The sequence below is a fragment of the Streptomyces sp. NBC_01264 genome (assembly GCF_026340675.1).
In the GTDB taxonomy this organism is placed as follows: domain Bacteria; phylum Actinomycetota; class Actinomycetes; order Streptomycetales; family Streptomycetaceae; genus Streptomyces.
Genome location: NZ_JAPEOX010000001.1, coordinates 6169718 through 6184915 on the forward strand (window position 1 = coordinate 6169718; position 15198 = coordinate 6184915).

Genomic DNA, 15198 nt, shown 5'->3' on the forward strand with positions numbered 1-15198 from the left:
CTGATTGTCCTGAGCGGACATCTTGCGCCGCCCGTGGCGCGCCATGGCGACCCCGGCGGTGATCGCCCGGGGGCATGCGCGACGATGGTGTCGTGGCAGGTATGAAGGGCAAGCAGACGGTCGTGGACATGATCCGGTCCCTCGCGGTGATCGGACTCGTGGTCGGGGGGATCTATTTGGTCATCCCACATGACGAGAAGGCCGACCCGACGAAGGTGGTCGACTACCGCGTCGAAAGCCTCACGGCCCGGCGCGCGGCGCCGTACCCCGTGGCGGTGCCCGTCGGGCTGCCGCCGGAGTGGCGGGCGACCTCGGTCGGGTACACGCGCAAGGAGGCCAGCGCCTGGCACCTGGGCTTCCTGGACCCGGAGCAGCAGTACGTGGCGGTGGAGCAGTCCGCGGACGTCTCGGACAAGTACATCGGGAAGGTCACCCGGCAGGCGACGGCCACCGGGGAGACCCAGCAGGTCGGCGACCAGGTCTGGGAGCGCTGGGACGGCGCGAAGTACGACGCCCTCGTGCGGCACGAGCAGGGCTACGTCACGGTGGTGACCGGGACGGCCTCCTTCGAGCAGCTCGGCTCGATGGCTGCGGCGCTGGAGTTCAAGCAGGGTTCGTAGGCGCTTCTCAGGCGCTTCTCAGGCGCTTCGTAGGTACTTCGTAGACGTGAAAAGGCCGCGCCCCCGGGAATCCGGGGAGCGCGGCCTTCTGCGTTCACTGCCTGCGGGGCTGGGCTCAGACGGTCGTGATGACCTGGTCGAACTCCAGGCGCGGGGAGCGCGGGAACCAGGCGTCCTCGCCCGGCTTGCCGATGTTGATGACCATCACCGGGGTGTGGTCGCCGTCCAGGAACTCCTTCTGGAGGCCGGCGAAGTCCAGGCCGGTCATCGGGCCGGCGGCCAGGCCGGCGGCGCGGACGCCGATGATGAAGTACGCGGCCTGCAGCGCGGAGTTGACCAGCGCGGACTGCTCGCGGACCGGGCGCTCGGAGAAGAAGGCGTCCTTGGCCTGCGGGAAGTGGGGGAGCAGCTGCGGGAGCTCCTCGTGGAACTCGTTGTCCGCGGACAGGATCGCGACCAGCGGGGCGGTGGCGGTCTTGGCCTGGTTGCCCTCGGCCATGTGCTTCACGAGGCGCTCGCGGGCCTCGGGGGAGCGGACCAGGGTGATGCGCAGCGGCGTCTGGTTGAAGGCGGTCGGGCCGAACTTCACCAGGTCGTAGATCGCCTGGACCTGCTCCTCGGTCACCGGCTCGTCGGAGAACGTGTTGGCGGTGCGGGCCTCGCGGAAGAGGAGGTCCTGAGCGGCGGCGTCGAGAACGAGAGACATCGGAAAGCCTTCTTCTGTGCGGGAATGCTGAAGCGATGTCCGAAACACTACGACGGAGATAGGTGAAAGTTCAACTAAATCTGTCCGCGGGTGAGGGAGGTCACTCGGCTCCCGCTCCGCCGGCCCCCTCCGCCGCCTCGCGCGCCGCCAGCGCCGAGTCCAGCCGGGCGCGGGCCCCCTCCAGCCAGTGGCGGCACACCTTCGCGAGTTCCTCGCCGCGCTCCCAGAGCGCGAGGGAGTCCTCCAACGAGGTGCCGCCGGCCTCCAGCTTGCGGACGACCTCGATGAGCTCGTCCCGGGCCTGCTCGTACCCGAGCGCCGTATCGGTTTCGGCCATTCCCGCTCCCATCTTAACTGTGTAGTACAACGAAATGTGTTGCGGCAGAGTGAACTGCCCGCCCTAACGCTCCTCGGTGGCGGTGACCCGCACCGGGAACTCCCCCTCCGCCACCCGCGCCCGCAGCACGTCGCCCTCCGACACGTCCGCGGGCGAGCGCACCACGTGCCCGTCCGCCCGCTGGAGCACCGCGTACCCGCGCTCCAGGGTGGCGGCCGGGGACAGCGCCACCACCCGGGCGAGGGTGTGCGCCAGCTCCGAATCGGCCCGGTCCAGCAAGTGCCCCAGGGTCCGGCGGCCGCGTGCCAGCAGCGCGTCCACCTCCGCCTCCCGGGTCTCCACCATCCGCTGGGGATGGACGAAGACCGGCCGCGCGAGCGCGTGGGCGAGCCCCCGCTCCTCCCGGTCGAGCAGCCCTCGCACGGCGCGCAGCCCCCGGCCCTGCAGCTGGCGCACCCGCTCCAGCTCCTCGCCGACGTCCGGGACCACCTTCTTCGCCGCGTCCGTGGGCGTGGAGGCCCGCAGGTCCGCGACCAGGTCCAGCAGCGGGGAGTCCGGCTCGTGCCCGATCGCCGAGACCACGGGGGTACGGGCGGCCGCGACGGTCCGTACGACCTCCTCGTCGGAGAAGGGCAGCAGGTCCTCCACGCTGCCGCCGCCGCGGGCCACGATGATCACGTCGACCTCGGGCATGGAGTCCAGCTCCTTGACGGCCCGGACCACCTGGGGCACCGCGTGCACCCCCTGGACGGCGACGTTGCGGACCTCGAAGCGCACCGCCGGCCACCTGCGCCGGGCGTTCTCCAGGACGTCGCGCTCGGCCGCCGAGGCCCGGCCCACCACCAGCCCGATCAGCTGCGGCAGGAACGGCAGCGGCTTCTTGCGGTCCAGCGCGAAGAGCCCCTCGGAGGCGAGGGAGCGCTTGAGCCGCTCCAGCCGGGCGAGGAGCTCGCCGATGCCGACGGGCCGTATCTCGGTGGCCCGCAGGGACAGCTGTCCGCGCGGGGCGTACCACTCGGGCTTGGCGAACACGACGACGCGCGCGCCCTCCGTCACGGAGTCCGCGACCTCGTCGAAGACCTGCCGGAAGCAGGTCACGCTCAGGGAGATGTCGTGCGAGGGATCGCGCAGCGTCAGGAAGACCACCCCCGCCCCCGGCCGCCGCGAGAGCTGCGTGATCTGCCCTTCCACCCACACCTGGCCGAGACGGTCGATCCAGCCCCCGATGAGCCGGGACACCTGACCGACCGGCAGCGGCGCGTCAGCCGACGAATTCAGACCCATGCACGCAGGCTAACCGCCAGAACTGACACCGGCGTCGGGCTCGGAGCCTTGATCCCCTCCGCGCCGCCCCCGCTGGGCCACCAGCAGGCACAGGCCCACCAGCAGCCACACCGCCCCCACCAGTTGCGCCGTCCACGAGGCCTCGACGATCACCGCGATGGTCACGGCGGCGCCGAGGACCGGGATGACCAGGTGCTTGAACCAGTCCGGGGCCCCCTCGCGCCGCTTGACCACGAACCAGCCGACCAGGGAGGCGTGCAGCAGCGTGAACGCCACCAGCGCCCCGATGTCCACCACCGAGACCAGGTGGTCCAGCCCGTCGTCGCGCCGGGCCGCCCACACGGCCGCGATCAGCGTGACCGTCGCCGCCACCAGCAGGGCCGGGCGCGGGGTCCCGTGCGAGGTACGGGCGAGCGCGCGGGGCAGCCGCCGCTCGCGGGCCATCGCGAAGAGCAGCCGGCCCGCCGCCGCCTGCCCGGCCAGGGCCGCGAAGGCGGCCCCGATGGCCTTGCTGACGGCGACCAGGTCGTGCAGCCACGTCCCCACGGAGGCCTCGACGGTCGTGTAGAAGGCCGAGCCCTGCTTCCCCGGGTCGGCCGCCAGCTCCGCCGCCGAGAGGGGGCTGAGGAGGGCCGCCAGGTAGGTCTGGGCGATGAACAGCACCCCGGTCAGCGCCAGGCAGAACAGCACCGCCCGCGCCACCTTCGCGCTGCCGCCCGTCACCTCCTCGGCGAAGGAGGCGATGGCGTCGAAGCCCAGGTAGGACAGGACCGCCACCGAGACCGCGCCGAGCACGGCGGCCATGGAGAACGCGCCGAGCGAGCCGTCGCCGGTGAAGGGGGAGAGCCAGTCGCGGTGGGCCGCGCCCCGGGCCAGTACGGTCACCGCCGAGACCAGGAACACCAGCAGGACCGCGATCTCCATGGCCAGCACGGCGAAGCCCACGCGCGCGGCGGCCCGTACGCCCCACAGGTTGAGCAGGGTGGTCACGACCACCGCCAGGGCCGTCCACACCCACCGGGAGACCTCCGGGACCAGCGCGTTCATGGCGATCCCGGAGAACAGGTACGCGACCGCCGGGATCAGCAGGTAGTCGAGCATCGCCATCCAGCCGGCGATGAGTCCGGGGCCCTCCCCGAGGCCCTTTCGGGCGTAGGTGAAGACGGATCCGGCCTGCGGGGCCACGCGCACCATCTGCGCGTAGGAGAAGGCGGTGAAGGCCATCGCGACGGTCGCGAAGAGGTAGACGAGGGCGACGGCGCCGTGCGATGTGGCGTCGAGGGTGCCGAAGACGCCGACCGGGGCCATGGGGGCGATGAAGAGCAGCCCGTAGACCACCAGGTCCCGGAAACCGAGACTGCGGCGCAGCGAGGTGCCGGGCACGGCGGAGGGGCCGTCGGCCGGGCCGGCCGGGCCGGGCGGCGAACTGGGATCCGTCGCGGACGCCATCTTTCCTCCGGGGGTATGGCCGGTGTGAATGCCGGTGTGGATACCGGTGTGGATGTTCGACCCAGTTTGTGCCGAACGGGGGACCCGCGGCCTGCTGGACACCCCCGTACGATGGAGCCCATGACTGCTGACGCCCCCGCTACCGCATCCCGCCGCGTTCTGCTCGCCGCCCCGCGCGGCTACTGCGCGGGCGTGGACCGTGCCGTGATCGCCGTCGAGAAGGCCCTCGAGCAGTACGGCGCGCCGGTCTACGTGCGGCACGAGATCGTGCACAACAAGTACGTCGTGAAGACCCTGGAGAACAAGGGCGCCATCTTCGTGGAGCGGACCGAGGAGGTCCCCGAGGGCTCCATCGTGATGTTCTCCGCGCACGGCGTGGCCCCGGTGGTGCACGAGGAGGCGGCCCGCGGCAAGCTCGCGACGATCGACGCCACCTGCCCGCTGGTCACCAAGGTGCACAAGGAAGCGATCCGCTACGCGAACGAGGACTTCGACATCCTCCTCATCGGCCACGAGGGCCACGAGGAGGTCATCGGCACCTCCGGCGAGGCCCCGGACCACATCACGATCGTGGACGGCCCGCACGACGTGGAGAAGGTCACCGTCCGCGACGAATCGAAGGTCGTCTGGCTCTCGCAGACCACCCTCTCCGTCGACGAGACGATGGAGACGGTCGACGCCCTGAAGACCAGGTTCCCGCTGCTCGTCTCGCCGCCCAGCGACGACATCTGCTACGCCACCTCGAACCGCCAGGAGGCGGTCAAGGTGATGGGCAAGGACTGCGACCTGGTCATCGTCGTCGGCTCCAAGAACTCCTCGAACTCCATCCGCCTGGTCGAGGTCGCCGTCGACGCCGGCGCGAAGGCCTCGTACCTCGTGGACTTCGCGAGCGAGATCGACGAGGCCTGGCTGGAAGGCGTCACCACCGTCGGTCTGACCTCGGGCGCCTCGGTGCCGGAGGTGCTGGTCGACGAGGTGCTGGAATGGCTGGCCGCGCGCGGGTACGGGGACGTGGAGATCGTCAAGACGGCCGAGGAGTCGATCGTGTTCTCCCTGCCCAAGGAACTGCGCCGTGACCTGCGCGCGGAGGCGGCGGAGCTCGTGGCGGCGCCGGGCGCGGCCGCGAACGGGTCTTCGGACGGGTCTTCGGGCGCACAGAAGTAGGCATCTCCCCGGCAGAGCGCTCCGGCGGGACTTTTCGTACGGTGAGTCCATGGAGATCTTCGGCGTGGACATCGGCGGTTCCGGGATCAAGGGCGCTCCCGTGGACCTGAACCGTGGCGACCTGGCGCAGGAGCGCCACAAGGTACTGACACCGCAGCCGGCCACCCCCGACGGGGTGGCCGGCTGCGTCGTCGAGGTGGTGCGCCACTTCGACTGGGACGGTCCCGTGGGGGTGACCTTCCCCGGGGTGGTCACGGGCGGGGTGACCCGGTCGGCGGCCAACATGGACAAGGCCTGGGTCGGCGTGGACACGGCGGCGCTGCTCTCCTCGAAGCTCGACGGCCGCCCGGTCACGGTCCTGAACGACGCGGACGCGGCCGGGGTGGCGGAGATGGCCTACGGGGCGGGGCGCGGGGTCGACGGCACCGTCATCCTGCTCACGCTGGGCACCGGGATCGGCAGCGCGCTGTTCACGGACGGGCACCTGGTGCCCAACAGCGAGCTGGGGCACCTGGAGCTGAAGGGCCACGACGCGGAGACGCGGGCCTCGGTGAAGGCGAAGGACGACGGGGACCTGACCTGGGAACACTGGGCGCGCCGGGTCGGGAAGTACCTGGCGCACGTGGAGATGCTGTTCTCCCCGGACCTCTTCATCATCGGCGGGGGCGTGAGCCGCAAGCCGGAGAAGTTCCTGCCGCTGATCGAGGGCGTACGGGCGCGGATCGTACCGGCGGAGCTGCAGAACAACGCGGGCATCGTGGGCGCGGCGATGGCGGCGCACTCGGCGGCGTCGGCGTAGCAGCGGGCCCCGCCGCGCTCAGGCGACGCGGCGGGGCATCCGGCGGCGGCCCATGAGGACGGCCTTGCGCACCACCGTGATCAGCGCCGCCACGAGCGTGCCGGCGTACAGCCAGCCGGCGTGCAGGGACAGCGCGGACACCAGACCCATCACCTCGCCGGCGAAGCCGCCGGAGCCGCCCGAGACGGGCCACACTCCGGCGGCGAAGGCGATCGGGGCGGTGATCGGCGCGGTGATGAGGTCGGCGGGCCGCACCCACAGGGCGGTGGCGGCCGCGACGGGCAGGAAGAGCAGGCCGTAGACGAACAGTGAGGCGTCGAACAGCAGCCAGTCGAGGCCGCCGATCAGGAACATCGCGGCGCAGGCGAAGAGCCCGCCGCCGAGCCCGGTCAGCCGGGGCCGGGGCAGCCGGCGTACCGGGGGCCGGCCGGGGGCCCGCTCCGCTGGGTGACGTACCGTACGCGCCTTGTATCGCTCCACCCCTCAAAACTAGGCGGGGAGGCAGCCGATCACGTGCCCGGACACGCGTACATCGGGGCCCCCTCATCGGAAAGTAAACTGTCCGGTGGCCCACTCCGGGCCGCCGCCCCCTCCAGCTACGGGAAGTCGCCAACGTGTCGCTCACGATCGGAATCGTCGGCCTGCCGAATGTCGGCAAGTCGACCCTGTTCAACGCCCTGACCAAGAACGACGTGCTGGCGGCCAACTACCCGTTCGCCACGATCGAGCCGAACGTCGGCGTCGTCGGCGTTCCGGACGCTCGCCTCGGCGTCCTGGCCGGCATCTTCGGTTCCGCCAAGCTCCTCCCGGCGACGGTCGACTTCGTCGACATCGCCGGCATCGTGCGCGGTGCGTCGGAGGGCGAGGGCCTCGGCAACAAGTTCCTCGCGAACATCCGCGAGTCGGACGCGATCTGCCAGGTCATCCGCGCCTTCAAAGACGAGAACGTCGTCCACGTCGACGGCAAGGTCTCGCCGAAGGACGACATCGAGACCATCAACACCGAGCTGATCCTCGCGGACCTCCAGTCCATCGAGAAGGCGGTGCCGCGCCTGACGAAGGAGTCCCGCCTCCAGAAGGAGAAGATCGCGGTCCTAGCGGCCGTCGAGAAGGCCGTGAAGATCCTCGAAGCGGGCGACACCCTCTTCTCGCACGGGATCACGAAGGGCACGGAGCAGGGCGACCTCCTCCACGAGCTGCACCTCCTCACGGTCAAGCCGTTCCTGTACGTCTTCAACGTGGACGAGGACGAGCTGACGGACGACGCCTTCAAGGCCGAGCAGAGCGCGCTGGTGGCCCCGGCCGAGGCGATCTTCCTGAACGCCAAGCTGGAGGCCGAGCTCATCGAGCTCGAGGACGACGAGGCGCTCGAGCTGCTCCAGTCCGTCGGCCAGGAGGAGCCCGGCATGGCCACCCTCGGCCGCGTCGGCTTCGCCACCCTGGGCCTGCAGACCTACCTGACGGCCGGCCCGAAGGAAACCCGCGCCTGGACCATCAAGAAGGGCGCCACCGCCCCCGAGGCCGCCGGCGTGATCCACACCGACTTCCAGCGCGGCTTCATCAAGGCGGAGATCATCTCCTTCGAGGACCTGGTCGCCTGCGGCTCGGTCGCCGAGGCCCGCTCCAAGGGCAAGGCCCGCATGGAGGGCAAGGACTACGTCATGCAGGACGGCGACGTGGTGGAGTTCCGCTTCAACGTCTGAGCGAGACTTCAGAGCCTCCCTGACCTGCGACGACGCAAGTCAGGGAGCTTTGCTGTCCGCAGCGGTCCGCGCGCGATGCCGCGACCGGTGCGTAGGGGCGCCGACCGTCGAATCCGCTTCTGCCATTCCGACCACACGGGCATATGCCTCGGCACCGACACGGACGGACACCATAGTGGGAGAGCGCCGACGGCGCGTCCGACGTGCGCGCGCTGCCGGGCGGTCTGTCGAACACCACGCACGGCGAGGGCGTGGTCCGGGGCGTCGGCTACGCCGTCGGCATCAAGAACGTCCCTGCGGGCTCGTCCGGGAGAAGGTCCTGGAGATCGGCCGGCGCAAGTTCGGTGACCGGCACCCGGCGTGGGCCGGCGCCGGACTCCTCCTGGAGGACGGGAAGGTGGTCACCGGCCTCGATCTCCACCACCTCGTCCTCCAGGACCTCCGCGACCACGGCCAGCACCTCGCCCCCGGCCCACGTCCTGGGCGGTGGCGAGCTCCACGACCTTGACGAGCCCGAGCTCGGTGTCCACCTCCACGACCGCGCGGTGCGCGGCGAAGGAGTACTGGACGTGGCCGTTGCCCTGACCGGTCCGCAGGTCGAAGGCCTCGGTGGGGCGGTGGCGCCACTGCGACCCGTACGGGGTCCGGGGCATCGGCGAGGCGCCGACCCTGTCGTCCACCCCGGCCGTCCTCGCGGCGATCCGCGCCGCGACCGGCCTGGAACTGAACAGGACCCCGGTCCGCCCGGAACACATCACCGGGTCCTGACACGGCCAAGTGGCGGCCAACTCGGGGGTCAGTTCGGCCCAAGTGCCCCGGCGGATGGTGGGACTCCGAAGTGTCGTTATACAGAACGCCGTTGACCAGTGAACACCGGGAGCGACGCGGGTCTGGACGGAGGTCTCATGAGGCGGAACTCGATACACAAGCAGGGGCTCTATCTCGGGTCCGTGCCGGAACGGGCGGCGGTGGCCCACGGCTCGACGACGCTGACCCTCGACCACGATCTCGACGTCCTGCCCGAGGCGGGCCGGCACCTGACGGTCACCGAACTCGCCGGGTACGTGGAGGACCTGGCGGGCCGGATCTCGGCCGCCGGGGTGAAGGCCGGTGACCACGTGGTGGTCCACAAGGCCGCCAACTTCGACGTCTGGCTGCTGGCCACCGCGGTGGCGCGTACCGGCGCGGTCCCGGTCATGCTGTCGCACACGCTGGACGGGCCGACCCTCGCCGCCCTCATGGAGCGGCTCGACGAGCCGCACCTGCTCACGGACGGCCCCAAGCTGGAGGCGCTCGCCGACCTGCCGCTCGCCGAGCTCACCCGGGGCGTGATCAGCGTGGGCGCGGCCGCGCCCGGAGTGGTCTCGCTCGCCGAACTCGCCGGCTCCCCGGGGGTGCGCCCCGCCCTCCAGGGCCCGGACGAGCCGGCGATGATCACGCACACGTCCGGCACCACCGGGATACCCAAGCTGGTGGTGCACACCCCGCGGACGATGCGCGCCCGGCTGCGGCCGCAGCTGGTCCTGCTGGCGCTGATGCGCAAGCGGGAGACGGTCGCCATCCACATCGCCTTCGGCCATTCCCGGATGTTCGCGGCGATGGCCCTGTGCCTCGCCAAGGGCATGCCGGTGCTGCTGGTCAACCGCGGGGCCCCCGAGGAGGTCGCCGAGTTCTTCCTGAAGCACCGGCCCGGACTGATCGAGGCGCTCCCCAACTCCTTCCTGGCGTGGGAGAACCTGGCCGACGATCCCCGCAGGCCCTTCGCCTCGGTGAAGTACTTCAGCAGCACCTTCGACGCGATCCACCCGAGGACGGTCCGCCGGCTCCTCGGGGCCTCCGCGCGCAGGGCGCAGTTCTTCCAGATCTACGGGCAGAGCGAGGTCGGCCCCGCCGTCGGCCGGCCGTACTACCGCTGGTCCGCGCACCGGATGGACGGACGCTGCGTGGGCTACCCGCTGCCGGGCAGCGCGCGGGTGAGGCTCGTGAGCCAGAACGGCAAGCGGCCCTCCGCGCAGAACCCCGGGCTCATCGACGCCCGTTGGGGCGGCATAGCCAAGACGTACCACGGTGAGCAGGAGCGCTACGACGCCAACGTGCACGACGGCTGGTGGCGCACCGGCGACGTCGGCTACCGCAGCAAGTTCGGCTGCCTGCACATGCTCGACCGTGAGATCGACATGATCCCCGGGGTGGGCAGCAGCCTGGAGATCGAGGACCTCGTGCTGGACAGGCTGGAGGAACTGGTCGAACTCGTCGTCGTCCTGGGCCCGGACTCCCGGGGCGTCCCGATCGTCTGCACCCACGGCGACGTGCCGCTCGACCGGGACCGCTGGCGCACGGCCGTCGCCGCCTACCCCCAGCTGGCCGATCCGATCCAGATCCCGCTGGCCGAACTGCCCCGTACGGCCACGATGAAGACGCGCCGGGTGGAACTGTCCCGGCGGCTGGAGGAGAAGCTCCTGAAGCAGGGCTGAGCCGGCCGCCCTCCACGCTCCCGGCGGACGGGTTCTCGGACGAGAACTTCCGGTCCGCCGGGAGTTCGGCATGCCCGCGCGCGGTGGCGCGCGGCCCGCGGATCCCCGCCAAGTCGGCCGCAAGTCGCGGAACAGTGGACGGCAAGATCGGTGTCCGAGTCTTGCCCACATGAAGCGTCAAGATGATGACAGCCATGAGTGAGGCGACCGGGGGCACCGAAGAGAGCCCGGTGCACGTTCTCTACGCGGCCATCGAGGAGTCGGCCGGCCTGCTGGACGTGGAGTGCGCGCGGGACAAGGTCCTGCCCATCCTGGACATGTACGGCGACGCCCTCGCGCAGGCCGTGGTCGCGTTCCGGCTCGGGACCGGCCAGAAGCATGAGGGCGAGCTCGACTGCCGGTTCACGACCCCGCTGGACGTGGACCCGTACGCGCTCGCCGTGGAACACGGTCTGACCCCGGCGACCGACCACCCCGTCGGCGCCCTGCTCTCGGACATCCGGGACGCCTGCCCGATCGACAGCTACGGAATCGACTTCGGGGTCGTCCGCGGTTTCAAGAAGATCTGGCTGGTCTTTCCCCGGAACGACCTCCAGGCGATTGCGAAGCTCGCCGCGATTCCGTCGATGCCGGCCGCTCTGGGCGAGAGCATCGAATTCTTCGACCGGTACGGAATGGGCGAAACGGTCGGCCTGCTCGGAATCGACTACAAGAACAGGACCGTCAACGTGTACTTCGGCGAGCCCCCCACGGGCGGCTTCGCACCGGAGGACGTGCGCTCGATGCTCCGCGAGGTCGACCAGGCCGAGCCGAGCGAGCAGATGCTCGCACTCGGCCGGCAGGCCTTCGGCATCTACGTGACCCTGAACTGGGATTCCCCGAAGGTCGAGCGGATCTGCTTCGCCGTGGCGACCGAGGACCCGACCTCGCTGTCCGTCCGGCTCGACCCCAAGGTCGAGCGGTTCGTGAAGCACGTCCTGGCGGCCGATCCCACCACGAAGTTCGTGTACGCCGTCGCCTCCCAGCCCGACGGCGAGTACTACAAGCTCCAGTCCTATTACCGGTGGCAGTCCGGAGTGCTCGACATCATGCAATTGGAAGACGGAGCGCTGGACAGCCCCGTTTAACGACCCTCCTTCACCTGCGCATCGCTCATTTCGGGCTGTCATTTTCTGGAAGGACGAAGACGAACATGGGAACCATCGAAGTTCCGGTCCTGATCGTGGGCGGGGGCGGGACCGGCCTGTCGGCCTCCGCCTTCCTGTCCGACCACGGGGTCGGCCACGTGCTGGTGGAGCGCCGCGCGGACACCTCGCGGCTGCCGAAGGCGCACTACATCAACCAGCGCACGATGGAGGTCTTCCGCCAGCACGGTCTGGACGCGGAGGTGCTCGAACAGGGCGCGCCGCTGGAGAAGTTCGGCAAGGTCCGCTACCAGACCACGCTGACCGGCGCGGGCCCGCTGGACAAGCGGCTGATCCACGAGATGGACGGCTTCGGCGGCGGCGAACTCAGCGAGAAGTACGCGGCGGCCGGGCCCGCCCTGTCGGCGAAGCTGCCGCAGGTGCGGCTGGAGCCGATCCTGCGCGAGCACGCCGAGCGCCGCAATCCCGGACGCGTCCTGTTCGGCCACGAGCTGACCTCGATCTCCGAGGAGGGCGACCGCGTCACCGCCGAGGTCCGCGACCTCGCGACCGGCGAGATCACCACGGTCGTGGCCCAGTACGCCATCGCGGCGGACGGCGGCCGTACGGTCGGCGCGGCCCTCGGCGTGACCATGCAGGGCCTGCCCTCCCTGTTCGACGCCACGACGGTCTACTTCTCCGCGGACCTGTCGGAGGTGTGGAACGAGGGCTCGCTCATCACCTGGTTCCTCAACCCCTACCGCCAGGACCTCTCCAGCGCCCTCATCGAGATGGGGCCGACCTGGGGGAAGAACTGCGAGGAGTGGGGGCTGCACCTCCACCTCGCCGGCATCGACCGCACCGATCCCGAGGCGGTCACCGCCCGGATCCGCGAGGTCCTCGGTCTGCCCGAGCTGGACGTGACCCTGCACGACGTGACGAGCTGGACCGTGGAGGCGGTGCTCGCCGAGCACTACCGCTACGGACGGGTCCTCCTCGCCGGTGACGCCGCGCACCGCCAGCCGCCCGCCGTCGGGCTCGGCCTGAACACCGGCATCCAGGACGCGCACAACCTCGCCTGGAAGCTGGCGGCGGTCGTCTCCGGCAAGGCTCCCGACACCCTGCTGGACACCTACGAGGCGGAGCGCAGGCCGGTCGGCCAGTTCAACCTGGGCTGGGCCATGTCCGCGGCCTCCCACCACCAGGTGGTCATCGACGGGGCCGTCGGCCTCGGCCAGCACATCCCGGCGGAGCGCCGGACCCCGGTGTTCTTCGGCTACTTCGCCCCGACCCCCATCGGCGCCGCCCAGCGTCAGCGGGCCGCGGAGATCTTCGCGACCCACCGCGGCGAGTGCCAGGCCCACGACGTGGAGATCGGCTTCGCCTACGAGGCGGGAGCCGTCGTCCCCGACGGCAGCCGGCCGCCGGTCCGCGCGGCGCTGGGCGACGTGTACGAGCCCACCACCCGCCCGGGACACCGGCTGCCGCACGCCTGGATCGAGCGGGACGGCCGTCGGCTGTCCACGCACGACCTGACCGGCGTCGCCACCGGCTTCGTACTGATCACCGGGCCGCAGGGGACGGCGTGGTCCGAGGCGGCCGCGCGGGCGTCCGAGACGTTCTCGGTCCCGGTCGTCGTGGCGGCCGTCGGCGCGGGCGCGGAGTACGCCGACGTCGACGGTGCGTGGGAGGCCGTCCGGCAGACGGCCGCCGACGGCGCCGTGCTGGTCCGGCCCGACAACCACATCGCCTGGCGCAGCGCGGGCGGCGAGGAGGACCCGACCGCGGCCCTGGCCGCCGCGCTCGCGCAGGTCCTGGAGCAGAAGGCCCCGTAACTGGGCCTCCGTAGCTGAGCCCCGTAGCTGGGCTCCGCATCAGGGAGGGCGCGGTCAGCGCCCTCCCGAGTGCCCCGGCACTCACCCGTCCGGTCCGAAAGATCTCCTGGTAGAAGAGGCAGCGCAGCACATGATCGATCGCAGAAAGTTCCTTGTCGGCGCCGGTGGAGCCGCCCTCGCCGTGACCGGCGCGTCCGCCGTCTTCCCCGCGGCGGCCTCCGCCTCCGTGAGCTCCCGGACCCGGTCCGGGATCCGGTGGGGCCGGCTGGACGAGCGGCTCAGCGGACACCTGGTCCTGCCGTCCGACGCCGACTACCAGCGCGCGAGGCAGCTCTACCAGGTCCAGTTCGACGCCGCGAACCCGCGCGCGGTCGCCTACTGCAAGACCCCCTCCGACGTGGCGAGGTGTCTGACCTTCGCGCAGCACCACGACATCGAGGTCGCGGCGCGCAGCGGTGGCCACAGCGCCGCCGGCTACTCGACGACCCAGGGCCTCGTCATCGACGTGTCGGGGCTCAACGAGGTCACCCTCGGCGCCGGCAACGGCACCGCCCGGATCGGCACCGGCGCGCAGCTCGTCGACATCGCCAACACCCTGGCCCCGGCCGGTCTCGGCATATCCGGCGGCTACTGCCCGACCGTCGCGGCGGGAGGGTTCTTCCAGGGCGGCGGCATGGGCCTGTTCACCCGGTACATCGGCATGGCCTCGGACAAGGTGACCTCGGCGAAGGTGGTCCTCGCCGACGGCCGCGTCGTGACCGCCTCGGCGGAGCAGCACCGGGACCTCTTCTGGGCCCTGCGCGGCGGCGGTGGCGGCAACTTCGGCATCGTGACCTCCTACGACGTCACCCCCTCGCCCCTCACCAACGTGGCGGCCATCAATATCGTCTGGCCCTACGCCCAGGCGCTGGAGATGCTGGACGGCTGGGCGAAGTGGCTGGTCGACGCGCCGCACTCGATCGGCAGCGGCATGAACGTCACGCTCACCGACGCCGCTCCCGGCACGGTCCCGACGGCGTCGATCTTCCTCGGCTCCGTGGACACCGGTCCCGCCTTCGACGCGGAGATCGCCCGTCTCCTCTCGATCGTCGGCAAGCCCCCGGTGTTCCAGCAGAAGTTCACCGCCCCGTACAAGAACGTGATGATGCAGCTCTACCGCTGCGCCGAGCTCACCGTGGACGAGTGCCACCGCGACGACACCAGCCCGGGTGGCAAGGTCCCGCGCGCCGCGTTCGGCGCCTGGCGCAGCCGTCTGTTCAAGCAGACGATGCCGCGCGAGGGCTGGGCGAAGGCCCTGGAGGTCTTCGAGAGCGACCGGATGCCCGGCCAGATGCGCCAGCTGCAGATCTCCGCCCTGGGCGGAGAGGCCAACAAGGTGGCGCGCACCGCCACCGCGTACGTCCACCGCGACACCCTCTTCTCGGTCAGCTTCCTGACCGCGAACGCCGTCGCGCCCGTCTCCGACGAGGCCAAGGCCTCGGCGAACCGGTGGGTCGACGCGGGCTTCGCCGCCATCGACCCCTACTCCAACGGCGAGACGTACCAGAACTTCATCGACGCCCGGCTGCCCGACTGGGAGCGCTCGTACTACGCCGAGAACTACCAGCGGCTGCGCACGGTCAAGGCCAAGTACGACCCGTACAAGTTCTTCCGGTTCGCACAGGGCGTCCGCTGATCCCCAGCCGTTCAGATGAGGAGCCTTC

General features: G+C 70.9%; 15 protein-coding genes and 1 pseudogene. 9 read left to right on the top strand and 7 right to left on the bottom strand.

Features of this window, described 5'->3' with window-relative positions:
• Positions 1-101: 101 nt before the first annotated feature.
• Positions 102-620: a DUF4245 domain-containing protein gene (locus OG435_RS29030; protein WP_266882167.1), complete on the top strand. Its 519-nt coding sequence runs from the start codon at positions 102-104 to the stop codon at positions 618-620.
• 115 nt (positions 621-735) lie between these two features.
• Here the strand turns inward: OG435_RS29030 and OG435_RS29035 are convergent, their stop codons facing one another.
• The 4 genes from OG435_RS29035 to OG435_RS29050 form a co-directional block, all read right to left on the bottom strand.
• Positions 736-1326 carry a malonic semialdehyde reductase gene (locus OG435_RS29035; RefSeq protein ID WP_266880887.1) on the bottom strand — a complete coding sequence of 197 codons (591 nt, stop codon included), beginning with the start codon at positions 1324-1326 and terminating at the stop codon, positions 736-738.
• Positions 1327-1426: 100 nt separating this feature from the next.
• Entirely contained in the window at positions 1427-1663 is a 237-nt protein-coding gene (locus OG435_RS29040) for an exodeoxyribonuclease VII small subunit (RefSeq protein ID WP_266880888.1), read from the bottom strand.
• A 63-nt stretch (positions 1664-1726) separates the two neighbouring features.
• The gene (gene xseA, locus OG435_RS29045) at positions 1727-2947 is read right to left on the bottom strand and encodes an exodeoxyribonuclease VII large subunit (RefSeq protein WP_266880889.1); all 1221 of its coding nucleotides are present in this window, start codon (positions 2945-2947) and stop codon (positions 1727-1729) included.
• 9 nt (positions 2948-2956) lie between these two features.
• On the bottom strand, positions 2957-4396 hold the full coding sequence (locus OG435_RS29050; RefSeq protein ID WP_266880890.1) for an APC family permease: 1440 nt from the start codon (positions 4394-4396) through the stop codon (positions 2957-2959).
• A gap of 111 nt (positions 4397-4507) precedes the next feature.
• Here OG435_RS29050 and OG435_RS29055 point away from each other — a divergent pair, with 111 nt between their 5' ends.
• Together OG435_RS29055 and ppgK are read left to right on the top strand one after the other, a co-directional pair.
• A complete protein-coding gene (locus OG435_RS29055) occupies positions 4508-5560 on the top strand; it encodes a 4-hydroxy-3-methylbut-2-enyl diphosphate reductase (RefSeq protein ID WP_266880891.1) in 1053 nt (350 codons plus the stop codon).
• Positions 5561-5609: 49 nt separating this feature from the next.
• Positions 5610-6359: a polyphosphate--glucose phosphotransferase gene (gene ppgK, locus OG435_RS29060; protein ID WP_266880892.1), complete on the top strand. Its 750-nt coding sequence runs from the start codon at positions 5610-5612 to the stop codon at positions 6357-6359.
• 18 nt (positions 6360-6377) lie between these two features.
• Here ppgK and OG435_RS29065 read toward each other — a convergent pair whose 3' ends face one another.
• Positions 6378-6839, bottom strand: a complete 462-nt coding sequence (locus tag OG435_RS29065; protein ID WP_323187921.1) for a DUF6542 domain-containing protein — start codon at positions 6837-6839, stop codon at positions 6378-6380.
• A gap of 134 nt (positions 6840-6973) precedes the next feature.
• Here OG435_RS29065 and ychF point away from each other — a divergent pair, with 134 nt between their 5' ends.
• Positions 6974-8062 (top strand): redox-regulated ATPase YchF, encoded by a 1089-nt coding sequence (gene ychF, locus OG435_RS29070; RefSeq protein ID WP_266880893.1) that lies wholly within the window; start codon positions 6974-6976, stop codon positions 8060-8062.
• A 268-nt stretch (positions 8063-8330) separates the two neighbouring features.
• On the opposite strand, the gene OG435_RS50755 is transcribed toward ychF, so the two are convergent.
• Together OG435_RS50755 and OG435_RS29080 are read right to left on the bottom strand one after the other, a co-directional pair.
• Positions 8331-8513 (bottom strand): hypothetical protein, encoded by a 183-nt coding sequence (locus tag OG435_RS50755; protein ID WP_430625704.1) that lies wholly within the window; start codon positions 8511-8513, stop codon positions 8331-8333.
• A gap of 16 nt (positions 8514-8529) precedes the next feature.
• A pseudogene (locus OG435_RS29080) lies at positions 8530-8691 on the bottom strand (molybdopterin cofactor-binding domain-containing protein); the annotation flags it as partial.
• Here OG435_RS29080 and OG435_RS29085 point away from each other — a divergent pair.
• The 5 genes from OG435_RS29085 to OG435_RS29105 all read left to right on the top strand — a co-directional run bounded on the left by OG435_RS29085 (position 8672) and on the right by OG435_RS29105 (position 15170).
• Entirely contained in the window at positions 8672-8830 is a 159-nt protein-coding gene (locus tag OG435_RS29085; protein ID WP_266882323.1) for a hypothetical protein, read from the top strand. The pseudogene OG435_RS29080 and the gene OG435_RS29085 sit on opposite strands and share 20 nt — an antisense overlap.
• A 137-nt stretch (positions 8831-8967) precedes the next feature.
• Positions 8968-10536, top strand: a complete 1569-nt coding sequence (locus OG435_RS29090) for a class I adenylate-forming enzyme family protein (RefSeq protein WP_266880894.1) — start codon at positions 8968-8970, stop codon at positions 10534-10536.
• Between the two features lie 194 nt (positions 10537-10730).
• Positions 10731-11663 carry an aromatic prenyltransferase gene (locus tag OG435_RS29095; RefSeq protein WP_266880895.1) on the top strand — a complete coding sequence of 311 codons (933 nt, stop codon included), beginning with the start codon at positions 10731-10733 and terminating at the stop codon, positions 11661-11663.
• Positions 11664-11728: 65 nt separating this feature from the next.
• Positions 11729-13495: an FAD-dependent monooxygenase gene (locus tag OG435_RS29100; RefSeq protein ID WP_266880896.1), complete on the top strand. Its 1767-nt coding sequence runs from the start codon at positions 11729-11731 to the stop codon at positions 13493-13495.
• A gap of 130 nt (positions 13496-13625) precedes the next feature.
• On the top strand, positions 13626-15170 hold the full coding sequence (locus OG435_RS29105) for an FAD-binding oxidoreductase (protein WP_266880897.1): 1545 nt from the start codon (positions 13626-13628) through the stop codon (positions 15168-15170).
• Positions 15171-15198: the final 28 nt, after the last annotated feature.

Bases quoted from the DNA above. Each gene is read 5' to 3' on its own strand.
- OG435_RS29050 (WP_266880890.1), bottom strand. From the start codon at position 4,396: ATGGCGTCCGCGACGGATCCCAGTTCGCCGCCCGGCCCGGCCGGCCCG.
- xseA (WP_266880889.1), bottom strand. From the start codon at position 2,947: ATGGGTCTGAATTCGTCGGCTGACGCGCCGCTGCCGGTCGGTCAGGTG.
- OG435_RS29030 (WP_266882167.1), top strand. From the start codon at position 102: ATGAAGGGCAAGCAGACGGTCGTGGACATGATCCGGTCCCTCGCGGTG.
- ppgK (WP_266880892.1), top strand. From the start codon at position 5,610: ATGGAGATCTTCGGCGTGGACATCGGCGGTTCCGGGATCAAGGGCGCT.
- OG435_RS29095 (WP_266880895.1), top strand. From the start codon at position 10,731: ATGAGTGAGGCGACCGGGGGCACCGAAGAGAGCCCGGTGCACGTTCTC.
- OG435_RS29035 (WP_266880887.1), bottom strand. From the start codon at position 1,326: ATGTCTCTCGTTCTCGACGCCGCCGCTCAGGACCTCCTCTTCCGCGAG.
- OG435_RS29090 (WP_266880894.1), top strand. From the start codon at position 8,968: ATGAGGCGGAACTCGATACACAAGCAGGGGCTCTATCTCGGGTCCGTG.
- OG435_RS29105 (WP_266880897.1), top strand. From the start codon at position 13,626: ATGATCGATCGCAGAAAGTTCCTTGTCGGCGCCGGTGGAGCCGCCCTC.
- OG435_RS29040 (WP_266880888.1), bottom strand. From the start codon at position 1,663: ATGGCCGAAACCGATACGGCGCTCGGGTACGAGCAGGCCCGGGACGAG.
- OG435_RS29100 (WP_266880896.1), top strand. From the start codon at position 11,729: ATGGGAACCATCGAAGTTCCGGTCCTGATCGTGGGCGGGGGCGGGACC.
- OG435_RS29055 (WP_266880891.1), top strand. From the start codon at position 4,508: ATGGAGCCCATGACTGCTGACGCCCCCGCTACCGCATCCCGCCGCGTT.